The organism is Peribacillus sp. NPDC101481, from assembly GCF_044767165.1.
Lineage (GTDB): Bacteria > Bacillota > Bacilli > Bacillales > DSM-1321 > Peribacillus.
The window spans coordinates 177,301-200,140 of sequence record NZ_JBIWNJ010000003.1 but is presented as its reverse complement, the minus strand read 5'-3'; the positions used below and the strand labels follow the sequence as shown (position 1 = coordinate 200,140).

General features: G+C 42.9%; 21 protein-coding genes. 1 reads left to right on the top strand and 20 read right to left on the bottom strand.

What is annotated here, in order from left to right; genetic code table 11:
* Positions 1-22: 22 nt before the first annotated feature.
* The 11 genes from prmC to ACIROD_RS19645 form a co-directional block, all read right to left on the bottom strand.
* On the bottom strand, positions 23-892 hold the full coding sequence (gene prmC / locus ACIROD_RS19695) for a peptide chain release factor N(5)-glutamine methyltransferase (protein ID WP_402943319.1): 870 nt from the start codon (positions 890-892) through the stop codon (positions 23-25).
* The gene (gene prfA / locus ACIROD_RS19690) at positions 885-1,955 is read right to left on the bottom strand and encodes a peptide chain release factor 1 (protein ID WP_402943316.1); all 1,071 of its coding nucleotides are present in this window, start codon (positions 1,953-1,955) and stop codon (positions 885-887) included. The genes prmC and prfA overlap by 8 nt, the downstream gene beginning before the upstream one ends.
* 160 nt (positions 1,956-2,115) lie before the next feature.
* Positions 2,116-2,571: a hypothetical protein gene (locus tag ACIROD_RS19685; protein WP_101223847.1), complete on the bottom strand. Its 456-nt coding sequence runs from the start codon at positions 2,569-2,571 to the stop codon at positions 2,116-2,118.
* Positions 2,572-2,781: 210 nt separating this feature from the next.
* Complete coding sequence (locus ACIROD_RS19680) at positions 2,782-3,387, bottom strand: thymidine kinase (RefSeq protein ID WP_101223848.1); 606 nt, start codon at positions 3,385-3,387, stop codon at positions 2,782-2,784.
* Positions 3,388-3,525: 138 nt separating this feature from the next.
* Entirely contained in the window at positions 3,526-3,726 is a 201-nt protein-coding gene (gene rpmE / locus ACIROD_RS19675; RefSeq protein ID WP_034315847.1) for a 50S ribosomal protein L31, read from the bottom strand.
* Positions 3,727-3,875: 149 nt separating this feature from the next.
* Entirely contained in the window at positions 3,876-5,165 is a 1,290-nt protein-coding gene (rho, locus tag ACIROD_RS19670) for a transcription termination factor Rho (protein ID WP_034315849.1), read from the bottom strand.
* Positions 5,166-5,483: 318 nt separating this feature from the next.
* Positions 5,484-6,446 carry a class II fructose-bisphosphatase gene (gene glpX / locus ACIROD_RS19665; RefSeq protein WP_101223849.1) on the bottom strand — a complete coding sequence of 321 codons (963 nt, stop codon included), beginning with the start codon at positions 6,444-6,446 and terminating at the stop codon, positions 5,484-5,486.
* Between the two features lie 99 nt (positions 6,447-6,545).
* Complete coding sequence (locus ACIROD_RS19660; protein WP_101223850.1) at positions 6,546-7,829, bottom strand: UDP-N-acetylglucosamine 1-carboxyvinyltransferase; 1,284 nt, start codon at positions 7,827-7,829, stop codon at positions 6,546-6,548.
* A gap of 209 nt (positions 7,830-8,038) precedes the next feature.
* Entirely contained in the window at positions 8,039-8,689 is a 651-nt protein-coding gene (fsa, locus tag ACIROD_RS19655; RefSeq protein ID WP_063234171.1) for a fructose-6-phosphate aldolase, read from the bottom strand.
* A gap of 172 nt (positions 8,690-8,861) precedes the next feature.
* A complete protein-coding gene (locus tag ACIROD_RS19650) occupies positions 8,862-9,719 on the bottom strand; it encodes a class II fructose-bisphosphate aldolase (protein WP_101223851.1) in 858 nt (285 codons plus the stop codon).
* Positions 9,720-9,965: 246 nt separating this feature from the next.
* Positions 9,966-10,337: a response regulator gene (locus ACIROD_RS19645; RefSeq protein WP_101223852.1), complete on the bottom strand. Its 372-nt coding sequence runs from the start codon at positions 10,335-10,337 to the stop codon at positions 9,966-9,968.
* 300 nt (positions 10,338-10,637) lie between these two features.
* On the opposite strand from ACIROD_RS19645, the gene ACIROD_RS19640 reads away from it, so the two are divergent.
* Positions 10,638-11,165, top strand: coding sequence for a DUF2529 domain-containing protein (locus tag ACIROD_RS19640; RefSeq protein ID WP_101223853.1), 528 nt, complete (start codon positions 10,638-10,640; stop codon positions 11,163-11,165).
* Between the two features lie 47 nt (positions 11,166-11,212).
* Here the strand turns inward: ACIROD_RS19640 and ACIROD_RS19635 are convergent, their stop codons facing one another.
* The 9 genes from ACIROD_RS19635 to ACIROD_RS19595 all read right to left on the bottom strand — a co-directional run bounded on the left by ACIROD_RS19635 (position 11,213) and on the right by ACIROD_RS19595 (position 22,782).
* The gene (locus ACIROD_RS19635) at positions 11,213-12,820 is read right to left on the bottom strand and encodes a CTP synthase (protein WP_101223854.1); all 1,608 of its coding nucleotides are present in this window, start codon (positions 12,818-12,820) and stop codon (positions 11,213-11,215) included.
* A 402-nt stretch (positions 12,821-13,222) separates the two neighbouring features.
* Positions 13,223-13,813, bottom strand: coding sequence for a DNA-directed RNA polymerase subunit delta (rpoE, locus tag ACIROD_RS19630; protein ID WP_402943309.1), 591 nt, complete (start codon positions 13,811-13,813; stop codon positions 13,223-13,225).
* A 210-nt stretch (positions 13,814-14,023) separates the two neighbouring features.
* Positions 14,024-14,185, bottom strand: a complete 162-nt coding sequence (locus ACIROD_RS19625; RefSeq protein WP_157831069.1) for a hypothetical protein — start codon at positions 14,183-14,185, stop codon at positions 14,024-14,026.
* Positions 14,186-14,323: 138 nt separating this feature from the next.
* Complete coding sequence (gene icmF, locus ACIROD_RS19620) at positions 14,324-17,590, bottom strand: fused isobutyryl-CoA mutase/GTPase IcmF (protein ID WP_402943305.1); 3,267 nt, start codon at positions 17,588-17,590, stop codon at positions 14,324-14,326.
* Between the two features lie 11 nt (positions 17,591-17,601).
* Entirely contained in the window at positions 17,602-18,252 is a 651-nt protein-coding gene (locus tag ACIROD_RS19615) for a TetR/AcrR family transcriptional regulator (protein WP_101223857.1), read from the bottom strand.
* A gap of 112 nt (positions 18,253-18,364) precedes the next feature.
* Entirely contained in the window at positions 18,365-19,504 is a 1,140-nt protein-coding gene (locus tag ACIROD_RS19610) for an acyl-CoA dehydrogenase (protein ID WP_101223858.1), read from the bottom strand.
* Between the two features lie 27 nt (positions 19,505-19,531).
* Positions 19,532-20,668 carry an acyl-CoA dehydrogenase gene (locus ACIROD_RS19605; protein WP_402943301.1) on the bottom strand — a complete coding sequence of 379 codons (1,137 nt, stop codon included), beginning with the start codon at positions 20,666-20,668 and terminating at the stop codon, positions 19,532-19,534.
* A 35-nt stretch (positions 20,669-20,703) separates the two neighbouring features.
* On the bottom strand, positions 20,704-21,555 hold the full coding sequence (locus tag ACIROD_RS19600) for a 3-hydroxybutyryl-CoA dehydrogenase (protein WP_402943298.1): 852 nt from the start codon (positions 21,553-21,555) through the stop codon (positions 20,704-20,706).
* A 36-nt stretch (positions 21,556-21,591) separates the two neighbouring features.
* The gene (locus ACIROD_RS19595; protein WP_402943295.1) at positions 21,592-22,782 is read right to left on the bottom strand and encodes an acetyl-CoA C-acetyltransferase; all 1,191 of its coding nucleotides are present in this window, start codon (positions 22,780-22,782) and stop codon (positions 21,592-21,594) included.
* Positions 22,783-22,840 lie beyond the last annotated feature (58 nt).

The window sequence follows — 22,840 nt, the reverse complement described above, 5'->3', positions numbered from 1 at the left end:
CCGTCTCACGGAAGGAGACGGATCACTTTAATGCAGCAAAGACCATTCGATCTTTTTCATTTATGTCATTTACAATGGATACTTCTGCGGCAGGAAAGGTTCGCTTCAATAAATCGGCAACCGCCTTACCCTGTCCAGTGCCCACTTCAAAACCGATCAGTCCAGGCACCTTCATGATCAAAGGTAACTGCTCCATAAAGCGGCGGTAAAAATCCAGCCCATCGATACCGGCAAATAATGCACGATGCGGTTCATGTCCTGTCACGACTACTGACATGGATTTATGATCATCATCTGGTATATATGGCGGATTCGATAAAAGGATGTCCACCTTCTGGTTCATGTTCACGAAAGGCAAAAGCAAATCACCTTGCATGAACTGCACTTCGGCACCAAGTGATTCTGCATTTTTCCTCGCCACCTCAAGTGACGTTTCCGCTATGTCCGTGGCCGTCACCAACAGGTTTGATTTTTCAAGTTTCATCGTTATGGCGATTGCGCCGCTGCCGGTCCCAATATCAGCTAAATGAAGCTTCTGTCCCTCCATAAAAATGGCTGGGAGTTTACGTAATGTATAATAAATCAATTCTTCTGTTTCAGGTCTCGGTATGAGCACTTCTTCATTAACAAAGAAGGTCCGTCCATAAAATTCTTCACTGCCGATTATATATTGGATTGGCATCCCCTCAGCATGCAGCTCAATAGCGGCCTTAAATTGCCCAAAATCCGCTTCACTAAGCTCATCATGAAGGTTGGCCAGCATTTGGGAACGGGTTTGGTTTAAAAAGTGCTGTAACAGGATTTCCCCAGCATTGGCATCACGATCATTTTCCTTTAAAAAAGAAGAAGCCCATTTAAGGGCTTCAAACACTTTCACAGCAGAATTACTCATCTGCATTTTCCAGCCTTGAAGATTGGTCTTCCATGATTAATGCATCAACCACTTCATCCAGCTTACCTTCCATGATTTGATCCAGCTTTTGAATCGTTAAACCAATACGGTGATCGGTAACGCGGTTTTGCGGGAAGTTATAAGTGCGAATCCTTTCAGATCGATCGCCCGTTCCAACAGCAAGCTTCCTATTTTGGTCATACTCTGCCTGTACTTCGCGTTGGATTTTATCGTACACCCTGGCACGCAAAACCTTCATTGCTTTTTCTTTGTTCTTGATTTGTGATTTTTCATCTTGACAGGATACAACCGTATTCGTCGGAATATGAGTCAAGCGCACCGCTGACATTGTCGTATTGACACTTTGCCCTCCAGGACCGCTCGATGCAAAGGTATCGACACGAATATCCTTATCATGAATTTCAACTTCCACTTCCTCAGCTTCGGGTAAAACAGCAACCGTGGCTGTAGATGTATGAATCCGTCCGCCTGATTCAGTTTCAGGTACTCGCTGAACGCGATGTGCCCCATTTTCGAACTTCAATTTTGAATAAGCGCCATTGCCATTAATCATGAATATGATTTCCTTATAGCCGCCAAGCCCTGTAGGACTTGCTTCAATGACTTCAGTCCGCCAACCCTGCACCTCGGCAAAACGACTATACATGCGGTATAGACTACCAGCAAATAAGGCTGCCTCATCTCCGCCTGCCGCTCCGCGGATCTCCATGATTACGTTTTTATCATCGTTAGGGTCCTTCGGAATAAGCAATATTTTCAGTTTATCCTCAAGGCCTTGTATGGTATCTTCAAGTTCATTGATCTCTTCTTTTACCATTTCACGCATTTCCGCATCAAGCTTCTCCTCAAGCATCGCCTTCGCTTCCTGGAGTTGCTCACGAACCTCTTTATATTCTTTATAAGTCGAAGCAGTCTCTTGTATGCTGGATTGCTCCTTAGAATATTCCCTTAGCTTCTTGGAGTCATTAATGATCTCCGGGTCACTTAATAGTTCATTCAATCTTTCATATCTATCTTCTACTGCTTGCAATCGATCAAACAAATTATTCACCTCATAAATTTCCCAAAACATCTGAAACGAATTGGAAGTAATCCATCTTTTCTAACTATAAATAAGTAGTTCAGTGCCCCAGCTCAGTTCACTTCTAGGTTAATTATAGTATAGGTGAATAATCAACGTCAAAGAGGATTCAAAAATGTCGTTATTTCTTTAATTTTACATCTATATTATATTGAGGCACAGCCCTGTTTATAATGCCTTGTATTCGCTGCATTTCCTTATGTCTCTCTTTTTCCGTCTTGATTTTGCCTTTATCATGGACCGTAACATGTATGGTATTTCCATTAAACCAAACGGAGCCCGCCTCATAATTGGTTTCCGATTCAATGGCCCCGCGGATATCATCAATTTGCTGCCCCATGGATGGTGAATTATTGGATGTATGATGCGGTGTATTGAGGATTTGATCTGATGGCCGTTCCGCTTCATTGTCCCAATCATTATTGGATACACGTTTTAAACCATTGCCAACAAAATCCTTGCCATCCCGGGATTGATCCCCATATTCCGAATCATTATTTATCGCATTGTCATTTTGACCGCATGCCGTTAGTGCAGCAAGTAAAAAGGCTGTCATGATAAGCAGTTTTGATTTCATATTTTTTCCCTCCATTTTGACTGGTTAAGAAGAACATTTCCTCGTTAGCCTGCCCAAAATGGGGCAATATTTATCTTTTATTTCGCTTCCATGTATTGGTCATACCACTTGAATAACTCCAGCAGTTTTTCCACCCTTATTATAATTCCCAACCATTTCTACATAAAAAAAAGCACCCTACGACCACATTGGATCATAGGGCACCATCATTCAAATACGTTCTTTAATCCCAACAGGCTGCTTACCCGGAACTTCGTGATGATGGCGGCAGCGGGGCTCGTATGATTCCGATGCACCCACAAGGATGATCGGCTCATCATAGGAGGCCGGCTCCCCATCTATCAAGCGCTGTGTCCTGCTTGCAGGTGATCCGCACACTTCACACACAGCCTGCAGCTTAGTCACCGATTCTGCCAGCGATAATAGAACAGGCATAGGACCGAATGGTTCACCTCGGAAATCTTGATCGAGTCCAGCCATAATCACTCGATAACCGCTGTCCGCAAGATGCTGGGCAACCCCGATAATTTCATGATCAAAAAATTGCACTTCATCTATTGCAATAATATCCAGGGGCTTGTCCAAATACTTAAAGATATCCGTTGAATGGGCAATCGGTTTTGCCATCACAGAAGAGCCATTGTGTGATACGACAGCCTCTTCCGCATAGCGATTATCAATAGCTGGTTTAAATACAGCTATTTGCTCTTTAGCAAATTGAGCACGGCTGACTCGTTTAATCAATTCCTCGGATTTACCCGAAAACATGCTTCCGCAAATAAGCTCGATCCAGCCTGTTTGTTTCATTACATACATGGAAACAGCTACTCCCTTCCACCTGTCGATCCCTTGGCCATAATTGAAGTCGACCCGGCTTTATATAAATTCTTACTTGTTTATGGAAAAGAAAAAACAGGCAAGAAAAATACTTGCCTGTTTTTTAAAAAGTCCGGCTTATTTAATACCGTATTTTTTGTTGAAACGATCAACACGTCCGCCAGCTTCAGCGAATTTTTGACGACCAGTGTAGAATGGATGGCATTCTGAACAAGTCTCAACTTTGATCTCTTCTTTAACTGAACCAGTTTCAAAAGTGTTTCCGCAAGAGCAAATTACTTTTGAAAGCTTATAATTTGGATGAATTCCAGTTTTCATTCTTTTCAGCTCCTTATGCCCTGAATCATTCGAAACAGAGTTATATACTTCAAGTTGAGGGAAAAACACCCTCACATTTATTGTAAAAACACATGAACTCATTATAACAACTTAAGACTAGTTGTGCAACTGTTTGTTTCTTACAGGGTTTAAGAACGTTTTACGCTCGCCGGCCCCTTTTTCATTTCTGACATCTCTTCATCCAGCTTACTGAAAAATTCTTCATTACCCTTTGTCTGTTTTAGACGGCGAAGGAATTTCTCCGAGAAATCAGGCGAATCCGACATTGTTTTCCTGATGGCCCATAGTTTATCCAGGCGATCTTTCGGAATTAACAATTCTTCTTTACGAGTGCCTGAGCGGCGAATATCGATTGCCGGGAAGATGCGTCTTTCGGCAAGGGCACGATCTAAATGCAGCTCCATATTACCCGTACCTTTAAATTCTTCATAAATGACATCGTCCATTCTTGAACCCGTATCTACCAATGCTGTAGCAAGGATCGTCAGGCTGCCGCCTTCCTCAATATTCCTCGCCGCACCGAAAAAGCGTTTTGGACGGTGGAATGCAGCCGGGTCAATCCCCCCTGATAGTGTACGTCCGCTCGGCGGAATGACAAGGTTGTAAGCTCGGGCAAGTCGAGTGATGCTGTCCATTAAAATGATGACATCACGTTTATGCTCCACAAGGCGCATGGCTCGTTCTAACACTAGCTCAGCCACCTTGATATGGTTTTCCGGCACTTCATCAAACGTTGAACTTACCACGTCCCCAGCAACGGACCGTTCAATGTCAGTCACTTCTTCCGGGCGTTCATCAATCAACAGCACGATCAATTCCGATTCGGGATGGTTTGTGGTTATTGCATTGGCAATTTCCTTGATGAGCATCGTTTTACCGGCTTTTGGCGGTGCGACGATTAGCCCACGCTGTCCAAAACCTACCGGTGCCAGGACATCCATAATCCTGGTTGATAAGTTCTTCGGTGTCGTTTCCAGTTTAATTTGCCTGTTTGGATACAGCGGTGTTAGACCTGGAAAGTGGACACGCTCTTTTGCTGATTCCGGATTATCGCCATTGACTGCTTCAACATGCAGCAATCCATAATAGCGCTCGTTTTCTTTTGGCGGCCTTACCTTACCGGACACTTTATCTCCATTCCGCAAATCGAATCTGCGGATCTGTGAAGCAGAAATATAAATATCCTCCGAGCTTGGAGAATAATTAATTGGACGCAGGAAACCGAAGCCCTCTGAAGGGATGATTTCTAAAACGCCCTCCATGAATAGGAGACCATCCTGCTCAGCTTGTGCTTTCAGGATAGCGAAAATAAGTTCCTTTTTTGAAAGTTTGCTGTAATAGGAAACTTTATATTCACGCGCGTGCTCATAGAGATCCTTTAGTTTCATGTTTTCTAAATTAGAAATAGTTAAATTCATTATGACACCACACTTTTATTAATTAAACGTTTTCACCCATACTGAAAAAGAAATGGTTTGTTAGATGGAAGAAAAACCGCAATCCATGTACCCGACCAGAGTTTTCTTAGAAAGGATGATACATTTTTACATGTAAAGAAGAAAATTAATTGAAGGCTTCTTGAAGTTTGGAGTGAAAGGGCAGATTCTAAATTATTAATAGTAGACCAAGCTTTATTTTACTTTTTTTATTTTAATTATTCAACTTAAATTTTTTAAAAGAGAAAGCGAGCGATGAAACCGCTCGCTTTTTAAAAGTGATTTTTCTAAAAAACGCTATCAGTCAATCAAACCATTCGGTTTAATCTTAAGACTGTGACGACCATCAATGAAACGAACTGTACCAGATTTAGCACGCATGACTACGGATTGTGTTTCGCCGTAATGCCCTTTGAATTGTACGCCGCGTAAAAGTTCTCCATCTGTCACACCTGTTGCTGCAAAAATTGCATCATCTCCGCGAACAAGGTCTTCCATTCTGAGGACTCTTCCTAATTCAAGGCCCATTTTTCCACAGCGTTCCACTTCTTCATCACTTTGAGGAATGAGCTTGCCTTGAATTTCCCCTCCAAGGCATTTCAGGGCAACGGCTGCAATAACTCCTTCTGGAGCTCCGCCAGATCCGAATAAGATGTCAACACCGGTAAGATCGAAGGCCGTATTTATGGCTCCCGCTACATCTCCATCGTTGATCAACTTGATACGTGCCCCTGCCTCACGAAGTTCATGAATGATCTTCGAATGACGATCGCGGTTCAATACTGTTGCTACCACGTCTTGGATATCTTTATTTTTTGCCTTGGCTACCGCTTTCAGGTTGTCCAACACGGAGGCATTGATATCAATCTGACCAACAGCCTCTGGTCCGACAGCTATTTTATCCATATACATATCCGGGGCATGAAGCAAGTTCCCCTTATCGGCTATCGCCAATACAGCCAATGCATTCCAGCCGCCGGATGCAACGATGTTCGTTCCTTCTAATGGATCAACCGCAACATCCACCATTGGCCCAAGACCGGTACCAAGTTTTTCGCCAATATAAAGCATTGGCGCTTCATCCATTTCCCCTTCACCGATTACAACCGTTCCTTGCATGGGAATAGTATTGAAAACATCCCGCATTGCAGTTGTTGCTGCATCATCTGCTTCGTCTTTCTTTCCTCTTCCCATCCAACGAGCTGAATTCAGTGCCGCCGCTTCTGTTACGCGGACAAGCTCCATCGATAAACTTCTTTCCATTTCCGGTTCCCCCTCATGTACACTAGCATGATTTATTTATATATTAGTATAACACATTATATCATATATAGTAACACAATGAGGTAACAAGAAAAGGGATCAGCTTTTAAGCTGCTCCACTTCTTCTTGCGTCATTTCTTCACGCCAAATCGTTGCTCCCAAACCTGAAAGTTTTTCAACAAGATGGCTATATCCGCGATCTATATGTTCAAGCCCGGTCACTTCTGTAATCCCTTCAGCCATTAAACCGGCTATTACAAGAGCCGCTCCGGCACGTAAATCGCTTGCCTTCACTTTTGCCCCATGAAGTTGGACAGGACCATCGACGATGCCCGCTCTGCCCTCGACCTTTATCTTCGCATTCATGCGTCGCAGTTCATCAATATGCTTAAAGCGGGCCCCGTATATCGTATCGGTGACCATGCTAGAACCGGTTGCTTTTGTTAAGAGGGAAGTGAAAGGTTGCTGAAGATCCGTTGGGAATCCAGGGTAAACCAATGTCTTGATATCAACGGATTTATATTGTTCTCCCGGTGAGACAAATATCTGGTCATCACCCGCTTCAATATTAATCCCCATTTCCCTCAACTTGGAAGTCAATGACTCCAAATGCTGGGGAATGACATTATCAATCAGAATTCCTTCTCCGACAGCAGCCGCTAGAATCATGAAAGTGCCGGCTTCAATCCGATCCGGTATGATCGTATGCTTGCACCCGTGCAAACTTTCCACACCATCAATACGAATGATATCCGTCCCTGCACCCTTTATTTTCGCTCCCATATTGGTCAACAATGTGGCAACATCGATGATTTCAGGTTCTTTCGCAGCATTTTCTATCACAGTGCGGCCTTTGGCCAAAACGGCAGCAAGCATGATATTGATCGTTGCCCCTACACTAACGACATCCAAATATATGCGTGCTCCCCTTAGCTCGTCCGCCCTAAGGTAAATGGCTCCTTGTTCATTCGTCACCTGTGCGCCCAGTGCTTCAAACCCCTTAATATGCTGATCTATCGGGCGAGGTCCTAAATGGCAGCCACCAGGCAAGCCGATCACTGCCTTTTTGAATTTACCAAGCATTGCCCCCATTAAATAATAAGAGGCACGTAACTTCTTGACCCTTCCATTGGGAAGAGGCATTGAAATCATCCTGCTGGGGTTGACTGTCATTTCTCCTTCATCAAAGGATACCTCGCCGCCAATCTCCTCCATTAACGCTTTCAGCATCTGTACATCCGAGATATCAGGCAGGCCTTCAATCGTTACGGGAGAGTCCGCTAAAATTGTTGCAGGAATAAGGGCGACCGCACTATTTTTTGCTCCACTGACACGAATGCTTCCCTTTAGAGGATAGCCACCGGCAATTTTAAGTTTTTCCATAATAAACTCCCTTCCACGCTAAGCACTTAGAAGCTACTTCCAAAAAGTAATATTTTACCACAAGAAAATTGCATAATCCGACAACATTTACTATCTAGTTCTTTAGTTTACACAAAAGTAGAAAATTCATGTAAAAAAAAGAGAAAAATTTCTAATTTATGTTAATTTTATTTAAACGGTGCAATCTATAGCGACTTAGCGGCAAGGCATTATGCTTCAGTACGTGAATTCCAATCGTTCAAAAAAGCTTCAATTCCTTTATCCGTTAATGGGTGGTGGAATAATTGTATTAAAACTTTATAAGGGATCGTTGCAATATGCGCCCCTTTAAGAGCCGCTTCAGTAATATGCATCGGATGGCGGATGGAAGCTGCGATGATTTCGGCATTGATATCATGGATCGCAAAAATGTCAGCAATATCCGAAATTAGATCCAAACCATTTTGGCCGATGTCATCCAAGCGACCTAAAAATGGCGATACATAAGTTGCTCCTGCCCTAGCTGCCAATAATGCTTGGTTTGCACTGAAAATAAGGGTGACGTTTGTTTTGACACCTTGTTTTGTAAGTGCTGAAACAGCCTTCAGGCCGTCCGGAGTCATTGGCACTTTAATCGTGATATTCGGTGCAATCGCAACTAGTTCCTTGGCTTCAGCCATCATTCCTTCAAAATCAAGCGCAATGACTTCAGCAGAAACGGATTCCTTAACAAGGCTTGTGATTTCTTTTAGCCGATCATGGAAAGAAACTCCCTTTTCCCTAGCAACAAGAGATGGGTTAGTCGTAACACCTGCTAAAACGCCAAGTTCATGCGCTTGTTTGATTTCTTCCATGTTTGCTGTATCTATAAAGAATTTCATAAAATAGCCTCCGTATGTAATCGATTTTTATTTTCCTATATGCATCTGAATTCTAATTGTTCTAAAAATAGAGCCCGGATTCAGCCCTGCATCTAAAAGAAACCATTAGGGGGGAGCCCCCCAATGGGAATATTGCCTTTATCATCTTACATTTAAAGGGATGGAACCCTTATTATGCTTTGCCGTTTGAACCGAATTCACGTATTTTGCCGATGACAGTTTCTTTAATCGCTTCACGGCCAGGAACGATGTATTTACGAGGATCGTACACTTCAGTATCGTTATTCAGAATTTCACGAACCGCTTTTGTGAATACAATTTGATTTTCCGTATTCACATTGATTTTTGATGTTCCAAGCGAAATCGCTTTTTGGATATCTTTCGTAGGGATGCCTGTACCACCATGAAGAACAAGAGGTTTTTTCGTTAAATCACGCACTTCTTCCATTTCTTTATACCCAAGGTTAGGTTCACCTTTGTATGGTCCGTGAACGGATCCCAAAGCTGGAGCAAAGCAGTCGACATTTGTTTCTTTAACCAACTGTTCACATTCTTGAGGGTCTGCATATACGACTCCATCAGCAATTACATCATCTTCTTGTCCGCCAACCGTGCCCACTTCCGCTTCAACAGAAACATTCCGTGCGTGAGCGAATTCGACAACCTTCTTGGTTGTTTCGATATTTTCTTCGATCGGATGATGTGAAGCATCGATCATTACTGAAGTGAATCCGGCTTCGATAGCTTCCTTACATTTATCATAACTTGAACCATGGTCAAGGTGAATGGCCACAGGAACAGTGATTTTCATGTCTTCCAACAATCCTTGAACCATCATCACAGTCGTTTTAAAACCACCCATATGGCGGGCAGCACCTTCGGAAACACCAAGGATGACTGGAGATTTTTCTTGTTCTGCAGCAGCTAGAATAGCTTGAGTCCATTCAAGGTTGTTGATATTGAATTGACCTACTGCATATTTTTCATCAAGGGCTTTATTCAGCATATCTTTCATAGAAACTAAAGGCATTTGATTTCCTCCTACTAGTGGATGTTATTATTTTAAAGTTAATTCTTTCTAGATATTCCCTAAAACGAAAGTAGCATACGCTTATAAATCAGAATATCTCTCCTCTTTTAGCATATCAATACATCAAAAAAACAGCAACAAATACACTATACCGAGCCTCAAATTTTATTCCAAAAAAACACGGCCCATCTAAAAAAAGATAGCCGCAGCAATTACTCCATCAGTAATATTAAATTTTCAAGACATTTAACTTGATTGAATCGGTAAGTATTCACGAACCGCTTTTCTAATATCATCAATATCAAACGGCTTTGCAAAGTGTGTCATGGCACCTAAATCCTTTGCTTCTTGAATCATATCAAGTTCACCATATGCCGTCATGATTATGACCCGGATGTCCGGATCGACGACTTTCATTCTTTTCAAGATCTCAATGCCATCCATTCCCGGAATCTTCATATCCAGCAATACAAGATCAGGTGAATGATTATTCAGCACATCCAAGGCTTGAATTCCATTAGCGGCTTGAAATGTTTCATACCCTTCTTTATGTAAAACCTCGTTCAATAAAATACGAATCCCGAACTGATCATCAACAATCAATATTTTCCCTGGCATTTTATCACCTCTCCCCTTCCCGATTCATCCATTAAATATACTGGCCTATACGGCCATATTACCCGAAAAAGGGTAGTTACATAGATTGCGTCATATGACTTTTAGGTCCAACGCATTTATTGTTCATATTCGATAATTGTAACAAAATTCCTGCTGTATGGCTAAGAGGAATTTTAATTTTTTTGTTTTTTCGACCGATTTAGTAAATTCGAACCTTCCGGATCAAAATCCCAGAAACCTGTCATTGCAAAGGAAAGTCCTTTATAATGGGTATATTATTTTTTAAAGGAGTCCCTGACCATGTTAAAAATTTTTTCGACACAGATAAGCGGTTTATTTAAGAAAATGATTGAAAATGAAGCCTTTGAAATGGAGGATGCCGGACGCTTGCTGGCTCAGGCTGCGGTTGGGGACGGTGCGGTGTACATTCACGGTTTTGGTGAAATGCAGGGTGTCACTGCCGAGGCTTTGGATGGGGCAGAACCCTTTCCGAAGGTAAAAAGATATGAATCAGGAGAAACTATTTCCAGGGAAGATCGGTTTCTCATATTCAGCCGCCATTCGGATGATGCAGAAGCATTGTTGCTGGCAAAACAACTCAAGGAAAAGGATATCCCATTTGTTGCGGTTTCTACATCCGTCCCTTCTGAAGGGGATTCTCTTTTGGAGTTGGCAGACGTTCATATTGATTTACGTATCCAACGGGGCTTGATTCCTGATGAAACCGGAAATCGATATGGGTATCCTACCCTCATTGCCGCTCTTTTCGCTTATTATGGGATTAAATTCACTCTTGAAGAAATCATAAAAGAGTATGAAGAAGAATGATTATTCATCTAAAAAAAAACAGCCACATTGGGCTGTTTTTTTGTTTATTAAAGTTTTTCGCTGCGCTTTAAAGACATGCCGACAAAATCACGGAATAGCGGCTGCGGACGGTTAGGACGTGACGTGAATTCCGGATGGAATTGAGAAGCCACAAACCAAGGATGATCCTTCAATTCAACGATTTCAACTAGACGGCCATCCGGACTAGTACCAGAGAAGATGAATCCTGCCTCTTCCATTGCTTGACGGTAGTGGTTATTGAATTCATAACGGTGACGGTGACGCTCATAAACAACCTCGTCATTATACGCTTCGTATGCTTTAGTTCCTTCGATAAGCTTACATGGATACAGACCAAGACGCAGTGTACCGCCCAAATCTTCTACATCCTTCTGTTCAGGAAGAAGATCGATGATTGGATCTGGAGTATCTTCATTAATTTCAGCTGAATGAGCTTCTGGCAATCCCAGGACGTTGCGAGCATACTCAATTGACGCCAACTGCATGCCTAAGCAAATTCCGAAGAATGGTTTTTTCGTAGTGCGGGCAAATTCGGTAGCAGCAATTTTCCCTTCGATTCCACGATCTCCAAAACCGCCTGGAACAAGGATTCCATCTGCATCTTGCAGAAGTTCAGCAACATTTTCTTTTGTTACATCTTCGGAATTCACCCAGTCGATTTCAACATCTGCATCAAATGCGTAACCTGCATGCTTAAGTGCTTCCACTACAGAAAGATAAGCATCTTGCAATTCAACATATTTTCCGACTAAAGCGATTTTTGTTTTCTTTGATAAAGAAGTAACCTTTTTGACTAGTTCCTTCCAATCTTCCATATCCGCTTCGCCGCAGTCCAATTGCAAGTGATCACAAACGATTTGGTCCATATTTTGTGCTTGAAGCGCAAGTGGGATGGAGTAAAGAGTATCCGCATCAAGACATTCTATAACGGAATTTTTATCGATATCGCAGAATAAAGCGATTTTATCCTTCATATCTTGTGAAATTGGACTTTCTGTACGTGCAACGATGATATTCGGCTGAATGCCTAGACTGCGTAATTCTTTTACACTATGCTGTGTCGGTTTTGTTTTCATTTCACCAGCAGCTTTGATGTAAGGAACCAGTGTACAGTGGATATACATAACATTATTGATGCCGATATCACTCTTGATTTGGCGAATCGCCTCAAGGAATGGAAGAGACTCGATATCCCCTACAGTACCGCCGATTTCAGTGATGACTATATCGGCATTCGTTTCATTGCCTGAACGGAAAACCCGTTCTTTAATTTCATTCGTGATATGCGGAATGACTTGAACTGTTCCACCTAGATAATCGCCACGGCGTTCTTTTCTCAGGACCGTTGAATAAATTCTGCCCGTAGTCACATTGCTGTGTTTGCCAAGGTTGATATCAATGAAACGCTCATAGTGCCCCAAATCCAAATCCGTTTCAGCACCATCATCCGTTACAAACACTTCACCGTGTTGGTATGGACTCATCGTACCTGGATCCAAGTTAATATAAGGGTCAAACTTCTGGATCGTAACATTCAATCCCCTATTTTTTAATAATCTACCTAAAGAAGCGGCCGTTATCCCTTTTCCCAAGGAAGAAACTACTCCACCTGTCACAAAAATATATTTTGTCATTTTATATCCTCCTATAGAATGTTTTCTTCCAATTCTGTTCTTAATCGGAACTGAATCAAATCTTCCGCCACATGAGCGGTTAAAAGCTAAAAAATCGTAAACCAGTACAAACCATTAATCACTTAAAGGTCTTTAGTGAGAGTCATGCAGGATACATGAACAAGAATAAATTTCCTTAAATGACAGTAAACAAAAATATGTTCTCTATAGTTTTTACAATTCTACGAGAAATCATTTTTAAAAATAAAAAAATGATGTCATTTATTCATTCCATCATTAAAAACAAAAACGCTCCGCTTACAATAAAAGTAAGGGAGCGATATAATTTAATCATTGTGTCCTTTTTTAAGGAGCCCAAAAATGATTCTACAAATTTCGCCTCAAAAAGTCAAGGGCGATTATTTATTTCTCAGCCTCTTCATCCAAGTCATCCAAGTCATCTTCATCTTCGTCTTCGTCCTCATCATCTTCCAGGACAAATGCATCATCTTCGATTATTTCTTCTTCCAGATCATCGTCATCATCCACGTCATCATCCAAAAGCACTTCGTCGATGACTGGAGAACCTAGAATATCATCATCGTCATCATCTTCATCCTCGTCCAGATCATCGATATCTTCTTCAAAGTCAAGATCTTCGTCTTCAAGTTCATCGAAATCGTCGATAACTGCAGCAGCCTTTTTGGCTTTCTTTTTCTTTTTAGGTTTTACAACATGTACGACTTCTTCCTCGATTTGGTCAACCGGGTACCATGTTTTCAATCCCCAGCGGTTGTCCCCAAGTGAAGTGAAGCGGCCATCCACATTTAAATCCGTATAGAATTGTGCAATTTTCTTTTCCACTTCCGCTTTAGATAAATGGTGCAGCGAAGCTAATTCACTTATTAAGTCTTTAAATGGAATCGGTTCATTTCTTTCCACTAACAAATCATATGCCATCTCTATTAAGGACATTTCCAATAACTGCTCTTTTGAGTATTGTTTTAAACTCAAATTCCGCACTTCCCTTCTCTATTCAAACACTGAATTCCGTGTTTTTTCACATAAAAAAATAATCTAAAACAGTAGTTCGATAAAATAACGACAATTCCTGCTAGACATATACTCCATTATAAACAATCTAAATGGGTTTATGCTAGTTCTATCTGATACTTTCACAGATTTACCTTATTGTCTATCATTCAGGAAACCAAAAGCTAAAAATCATTCACTTTCCTTTTTCGATTTCTGTCGATAGGCTGCCGTAAAAAAGACAATAGTCAGGATAAAAAAAGAGATGGCACCCAATTGATGCTCATACAGCTCAAATAAAATAATGATGGCAAGAATGTACCCTATGATCGATCCAATCATTTTCAGGTTCATTTTCTCAACTCCAATAGGGCTGATTCTTCATTTTTGCCCCTTTTCCAAATAATTATAAGGTAAAATCTTCATTTTGTTAAAAAATGCGGAAATTATTTAAAAAAGAGGCCCCTAAACGTTCGGAGCCTCCTTCTCAGTTTACATATTCCTTCGATATTGACCGCCTACATCATATAGCGCCCTCGTTATCTGACCAAGACTGGCCACTCTGACGCAGTTCATGAGTTCAGCAAAGATATTTTCCCCATTCATGGCTGCCAATTTCAGTTTAGTTAGCGCCTCATCCGTGAACTCCTTATTTCTTTCTTGGAATGCCCGGAGATTTATGATTTGCCCTTCCTTTTCTTCCTTTGTTGCACGGGCAATTTCCATGCTGTTCACCGCTTCTTCGGAAGGAGGATTTGGATTCAAATACGTGTTGACACCAATGATCGGCAATTCTCCCGTATGCTTTTTCATTTCGTAATGCATCGATTCATCCTGGATTTTCCCGCGCTGATACTGCGTCTCCATTGCACCCAGCACACCGCCCCGATCATTGATGCGATCGAACTCTTGCAGTACGGCCTCTTCAACGAGATCCGTCAATTCCTCTACGATGAAGGCTCCTTGCATCGGGTTTTCATTTTTTGAGAGCCCATGCTCCTTTGTAATGATCATTTGTATGGCCATTGCCCGGCGCACGGATTCTTCAGTAGGCGTCGTGATGGCTTCATCGTACGCATTAGTATGCAAGGAATTACAGTTGTCCTGCAGCGCCATTAAAGCCTGAAGTGTCGTTCTGATATCATTGAAATCAATTTCTTGCGCATGAAGTGAGCGCCCTGAAGTCTGTATATGGTATTTGAGCTTCTGGCTGCGGTCGTTCGCACCATATTTATCCCGCATGACCGTAGCCCAAATCCTTCTTGCCACTCTCCCGATAACCGTATATTCCGGGTCGAGCCCATTTGAGAAGAAGAACGACAAATTCGGGGCAAAGTCATCAATATTCATTCCGCGACTTAAATAATATTCGATGTAAGTAAAGCCATTCGCTAATGTAAAAGCAAGCTGTGAAATGGGATTGGCACCCGCTTCTGCAATGTGATAGCCGGAAATGGATACAGAGTAGTAGTTCCTGACTTTTCGATCGATGAAATATGCTTGAATGTCCCCCATTAGCCTTAAAGCAAATTCCGTAGAGAAGATGCAAGTATTCTGGCCTTGGTCCTCTTTCAGAATATCCGCTTGAACAGTTCCGCGTACCGTTTGAAGGGTATAAGCCTGCACTTCTTCAGCTTCTGCGTCCGTAAGGGGACGGCCTAACTCTTCTTCTTTCCGTTGAATCTGCTGATCGACTGCCGTATTCATGTACATGGCCAAAATGATTGGTGCCGGTCCATTGATGGTCATCGATACAGAGGTTGAGGGGTGGCAAAGGTCAAAGCCTGCATACAGCTTTTTCATGTCATCCAACGTACAGATGCTGACTCCGCTTTCCCCTACCTTTCCATAGATATCAGGCCGGTGATCGGGATCCTCGCCATATAAAGTTACCGAATCGAAAGCCGTACTTAGCCGTTTTGCATTATCATCCTTTGACAAATAATGAAAACGCCTGTTGGTTCGGTCGGGTGATCCTTCACCGGCAAATTGCCGCTTCGGGTCCTCTCCTTCACGCTTGAATGGAAAGACTCCCGCTGTGTAAGGAAAGAAGCCCGGAACGTTCTCTCGGAATACCCATCCTAAGATCTCTCCATAATCCACATATTTAGGCAGTGACACTCTCGGAATCATTAAACCTGATAAACTTTTAGTTTTCAGCTTTGTGACGATTTCTTTATCCCTGACTTTCGTTACAAACTGCTCTCCTGCATACTTTTCTTTTAATTCCATCCATCCAGAAAGTATTTTTTTAGATTCAGGTGATAAATTCGAAGCGGTTTCCTTTTTCAGTTTTTCTAAAGAAGCCACCATATCTTCGTTGTTATCATTTTCCTTAATTGCATCAATTGCTCCTTCAAGCTGGAAAAGCCTGCGGGCAATACGTACTTGTTCAGCCGCACGCTTATGATAAGATCTGACCGTATCACTGATTTCACGTAAATAATACCGACGGTCAGTAGGGATGATGACATTTTGCTTGTAAACATCCGCTTCCTTCGAAAAGGCGGTACTCCAAACCGTCCCTGATTTTTCATTAAGCTTTTCAATCAGTGCAGCGAATAATGCATTGGTGCCTGGATCATTGAATTGAGAAGCGATGGTACCGTATACCGGCATTTCAGATGGATCTTGATCAAAAAGTGTACGGCTTCTTTGGTATTGCTTTTGAACTTGGTTTTTTGCATCCTCTGAGCCTTTGCGCTCGTATTTGTTAATGACTATCAAGTCTGCATAATCAATCATATCGATTTTTTCAAGTTGCGAAGGTGCTCCGAATTCACTCGTCATTACATACATGGATACATCGCATATCTCAGCAATTTCTGCATCTCCCTGACCAATTCCGCTCGTTTCAACGATGATTAAATCGAAGCCAGCTGCCTTCACGACTGAAATGGCATCTTTTATCGCCAAAGACAACTCACTTTTTGAATGACGCGTGGCCAGGCTCCGCATATAAACACGCTCTGAAAAAATCGAGTTCATTCTAATCCTGTCACCAAGCAGGGCACCGCCCGTTTTCTGTTTGGTCGGGTCTACAGATAAAATGGCGACTCTCTCGTCTGGTATTTCGTTAATGAACCTTCGTATCAATTCATCAGTCAATGAACTTTTTCCAGCACCGCCAGTTCCCGTAATCCCTAGAACAGGAACCTTCTTTTCGGAAGTCTTGATCTGCTCAAAAAGACTCTCAACCGCTGCCGCTGATTCCTGTGAAGCATCGAGTCTGTTTTCGGCAAAGGTAATGAATTGGGCAATGGCATTTGTTCCCCCAGCAACCAATTCATCAAAACGTTCCTGTAAAGATGGTTTGACTGTCGAGAAATCACACTCCTCCATCAATACGTTTATCATTCCTTGAAGCCCATATTCCCGCCCTTCATCAGGAGAAAAGATCCGGGCTATCCCATAATCATGGAGTTCTTTAATTTCCCTTGGGATGATGACCCCGCCGCCGCCGGCAAAAATACGAATGTGCCCGGCTCCCTTTTCCTTCAGCAGGTCATACATATATTTAAAATATTCCACATGTCCGCCTTGGTAAGATGACATGGCTATGCCTTGAACATCTTCCTGGATGGCCGCATTCACGATCTCTTCCACCGAACGATTATGACCTAGATGAATGACTTCTGCACCGCTGGACTGAAGGATTCTCCTCATAATATTGATAGATGCATCATGTCCATCAAATAAACTCGAAGCAGTAACGAATCTAATATGGTTCTTCGGTTTATACACCTCAACTGTACCCATTGAGCTCCTCCTTATTGAAACGAATTTAACTCAGTATTTTTCTGAAGCGATATATTTTGAATCAATAATTGCGTCTGCAGTTCAACATATTCTTGAAGCGTATACTCTTTGTGTAAAGCCCATCTTCTAAAACTCCACATTTGTCCCTGAACGAAAATATTATGAGAAACAAGGCTTATTTGTTTTGCCGTCAACGATAGCTCCCCATTCTCAACACATTTCGTAATCACCTTTTCAAACATGCCGACCATCCGAAGTTCTTTATTCAATACATAAGGTAAAGCATCTTTCGTCAGTGCCTTCACCTCTTGATACATGACCAGCACTTCGTCCTGCATATCATCCATCACTTTATAAAAATAGGCGATCGTAAGCTTCAAGCTTTCAAGTGTCCCATCGCTCTGATCTATTTCTTTCTGAAGCTTTTCCTGTACTTCATCGTAGATAAAGTCGCAAACGAGATATAATATATCTTCCTTTGTTCGGATATACTCGTATAACGTGCCGATACTAAAGCCGGCCGCTTTGGCAATTTCCCTGGTAGTCGTACGATGAAATCCCTTTTCCTTAAAAAGGGTCACCGCCCCTTTAATCATTTGTGTACGCCTTTTTTCAACCAGGCGTTCATCCTTTACAGATGCAAGAACCTCTCTTTTTTCCATTTTCAAACTCCTTTTAAAAAGCCCATCATTTAATTGCCAAAGACATTCTAAAGAAATTGAAAAGGGAATTCCGGTAAAGGCAATGCCTCATCGGAAAACCTCAATTTCAATCCTATTTAGTAATCATCCGTGAGATGACCAGCTTTTGAATTTCCTGTGTACCTTCATAGATTTGGGTGATTTTCGCATCACGCATATACCGTTCTACAGGATAATCCTTTGTATATCCATAACCTCCAAAGACCTGCACGGCTTCTGTCGTCACTTTCATGGCTGTATCTCCAGCAAAAAGTTTGGACATGGCCGACTCTTTTCCATAAGGAAGGCCCACTGATTCCAACCAGGCAGCCTGATAGGTTAATAGCCTTGATGCTTCAACACCCGTTGCCATATCCGCCAATTTAAAACCGATTCCTTGCTGTGCAGAAATTGGCTTGCCGAATTGGACGCGCTCTTTTGCATAATCAACTGCGGCATCCAATGCACCTTGGGCTATGCCCACTGCCTGGGCTGCAATCCCATTACGGCCGCCATCTAGCGTCATCATCGCTATTTTAAAGCCCTCTCCTTCTTTTCCAAGGAGATTTTCTTTAGGCACTCGGCATTCATCAAAAATGATTTCCGTGGTCGGTGATGAACGGATTCCAAGCTTCTTCTCTTTTTTGCCGACACTAAAACCCGGGAAGTCCTTTTCAACGATAAAGGCACTCGTTCCTTTTTGTTTGGATTCTGGATCCGTCAATGCAAAGACGACATATGTATCCGCAATCCCGCCGTTCGTAATGAAGATTTTTGAACCGCTGATAATATATTCATCACCTACAAGCTTAGCAGTCGTTCTCATACCGCCTGCATCAGAGCCTGAGCTAGGCTCGGTCAGCCCATATGCACCGATTTTTTCACCCTGTGCCATTGGACGAAGGTATTTTTGTTTTTGCTCTTCAGATCCAAACTTATATATTGGCCATCCTGCAAGGGAAGTATGGGCTGATAAAGTCACCCCAGTGGAAGCGCAAACGCGGGAAAGTTCCTCAATCGCTATGCAATACGCTAAATAATCACTTCCAATACCGCCGTATTCCTCAGGCCAAGGAATCCCAGTCAATCCAAGTTCGGCCATTTTATCGAAGATTTCACGGTCGAATCGTTCTTCTTCATCCCTCTCGGCAGCTGTCGGAGCCACTTCATTCTGGGCAAAATCGCGCACCATTTTCCTGATCATTTCATGTTCTTCCGTTAGTTTAAATTGCATGTCTATGCCTCCTAAGCATTTCGTGAATTAGAGATTCTTACTGATGACCATCCTCTGTATTTCGCTGGTACCCTCATAAATTTCAGTTACTTTTGCATCCCTGAAATAGCGTTCGACAGGATATTCCGTCGTGTATCCATAGCCTCCGAACACCTGGACTGCTTCTATCGCCACATCAACAGCCGTCCTCGAAGCGAATAGCTTAGCCATTGCCGCCTCTTTACCGCACTTCAATCCCTGTGAGCGTAAATACGCCGCTCGATAGACAAGTAACCTTGAAGCTTCTATACTCGTTGCCATTTCAGCAAGCTTGAAACCAATCCCCTGTTGTGCTGCAATAGGTTTGCCGAATTGAACTCTGTCTTTTGCATATTTGACAGCATGTTCCATGGCGCCTTCTGCAATTCCCAGCGCTTGAGCAGCAATGCCTATCCTTCCAGCATCCAAGTTGGCCATTGCGATCTTAAAGCCTTCTCCTTCTTTTCCAAGGAGATTGGCTGCAGGCACTTTCATATCCTCGAACGTCACCTGTACGGTGCTCGAGCCATGAAGGCCCATTTTACGTTCATCTTTACCGATGATTAAGCCTGGCGTCCCTTTTTCTACAATAAAAGCAGAGATTCCCTTGCTTCCCTTCTGAGGGTCGGTTGAAGCAAAAACAATGAATACATCCGCTTCCCCGCCATTGGTGATAAAAACCTTGGACCCATTTATTCGATATCTTCCGTCTTCCTTTACTGCCACTGCCTTCGATTTCAAACTCGCAGCATCGGAACCTGAGCTTTGCTCAGTCAAGCAAAAGGCGCCTAAATATATACCAGCGGCTAACTTAGGCACATACTTCCGCTTCTGCTCTTCCGTTCCAAAATAAACGATTGGATTTGTTCCAACAGAAGTATGAACGGAAAGTATGACACCGAGAGTTGGACTAACTTTGGAAATCTCATTAATGGCGATGATATAAGACATGAAGTCCATACCCGCGCCACCGTATTCTTCTGAAATCGGGATTCCCATCAAACCAAGCTTACCCATTTTTTGCAGAATCTTTTTTGGAAACACGCCTGTTTCCATTGCCTCGATATGAGGGGTAATCTCATTCTCCGCAAAAGCGCTTACCATTTTCCGCATCATTCCCTGTTCTTCTGTAAACTTGAAATCCACCCTTCATCCCTCCCTAGCTGCACATCTTTCTAAGATTAGTTATATTCGTAAAAGCCCCGTCCTGATTTCTTGCCTAGCCATCCAGCCTTTACATATTTCCTTAACAGCGGACACGGTCGGTATTTATCGTCTCCGAGACCTTGGTGAAGCGTTTCCATTATATACAGGCATGTGTCCAGTCCAATGAAGTCAGCTAGCGTAAGCGGGCCCATCGGATGGTTCATTCCCAGCTTCATCACGTCGTCAATCGCCTCTTTAGTGGCGACGCCTTCATAAAGGGTATAGATGGCCTCATTGATCATCGGCATCAAAATCCGGTTCGCTACAAAACCTGGAAAATCATTAACTTCCACCGGTACCTTGTTCAAGGATTCAGCCATCTCTTCAACTTCTTTATAAACCTCATCCGCTGTAGCCAGGCCACGGATGATCTCAACCAGCTTCATGACTGGAACGGGGTTCATAAAGTGCATGCCAATTACCTTTTCCGGCCTTTTCGTGGCAGCGGCTATCTCGGTAATCGGAAGCGAAGAAGTATTGGATGCAAGAATGACGTGTTGTGGCGTGATTTCATCCAAATCGGCGAATATTTTTGTTTTTATTTCCATGTTTTCCACTGCAGCTTCAATCACTAAATCCACCGCAGCCGCATTATTTAAATCCGTCGATGAAGTCAGCCGGGAAAGGATTGCACCTTTTTCTTCAGCTTCCATTTTTCCTTTTTCAACCTGCCGGGAAAGGTTCTTGGTAATTGTCCCTAACCCCTTTTCTACATATTCATCTTTTAAATCATGTAAAAGAACTTCATAACCGCTCATTGCACAGACCTGGGCAATGCCAGATCCCATCTGTCCAGCACCAATGACCATCACTTTTTGAATGCCCATGAAAAATCCCTCCTCATGTATCTATCTATGAAACTATTATCCTTGCTTAGGCACTTCAATTAAAATGGCATCTCCCTGACCGCCGCCACTGCAGATCGCTGCGATGCCCAATCCCCCTCCGCGGCGTTTCAGTTCATGCATCAGCGTAATGATGATGCGGGCACCACTCGCCCCGATCGGGTGACCTAATGCTACAGCCCCTCCGTTTACATTCACTTTTCCCGGCTCGATGTTGGCAATTTTCCCACTGGCCAGCGCAACCGCAGCAAATGCTTCGTTCACTTCAAACAAATCAATTTCCTCTATCGATTTACCTGTCTTCTTCAGGAGTTCATTTATGACCAAACCTGGCGTTTTAGGGAAGTCCTTTGCTTCCACTGCCACTTCTGCATGAGCTAAAATATAGGCAAAAGGCGTTTTCCCTTCCTTTTCCGCACGTTCCTCACTCATCAATACGAGTGCACCTGCCCCATCATTGACACCTGGTGCATTACCTGCCGTAATGGTCCCCTCATTACTGAAAGCTGGACCTAATTTAGCTAACTTCCCGGCAGAGGTATCTTTTCTTGGGGCTTCATCATGTTCAACGGTAATTGGCTCGCCTTTCCGCACAGGCACCTGTACGGAAATGATTTCTTCTGCAAGGATACCGCCATCGATTGCTTTTATCGCTTTTTGATGACTTTCGTAAGCCCAGCTATCCTGTTCCTCACGGGTGATTTCAAGGTCCTCGGCAGTACTGTTTCCGTAAGTCCCCATATGCACGCCCGTAAAGCTGCAGCTAAGTCCATCCGAAATCATCGTATCCTTAAGCTCTCCATCACCCATCCTTAGGCCCCACCTTGCTTTCGGAAGGATATAAGGAGCATTGCTCATCGATTCCATTCCGCCTGCAACAATGATTTCTTCTTCACCTAAACGAATGATCTGATCAGCCAATGTCACACTGCGAAGTCCTGATGCGCATACTTTATTAATGGTTTCCGTTTTCACTTCCCATGGCAATCCAGCATGGCGGGCTGCCTGGCGGGACGGTATTTGGCCTTGGCCAGCCTGAAGCACATTCCCCATGATGACCTCATCTACTTGGCTGCCTTCAATCCCTGCCCGAACAAGTGCCTCTTTGATTGCTATTCCACCAAGCTGTGATGCCGTCAAACTGCTAAGGCCACCGCCAAATTTACCAAAAGGTGTTCTCACACCGCTAATAATCACTGTTTTCGCCATCATTATTTCCCCCTATAAGTAACATTGATTGAACGCTCGCTCAATTTGGAGTTAAAAA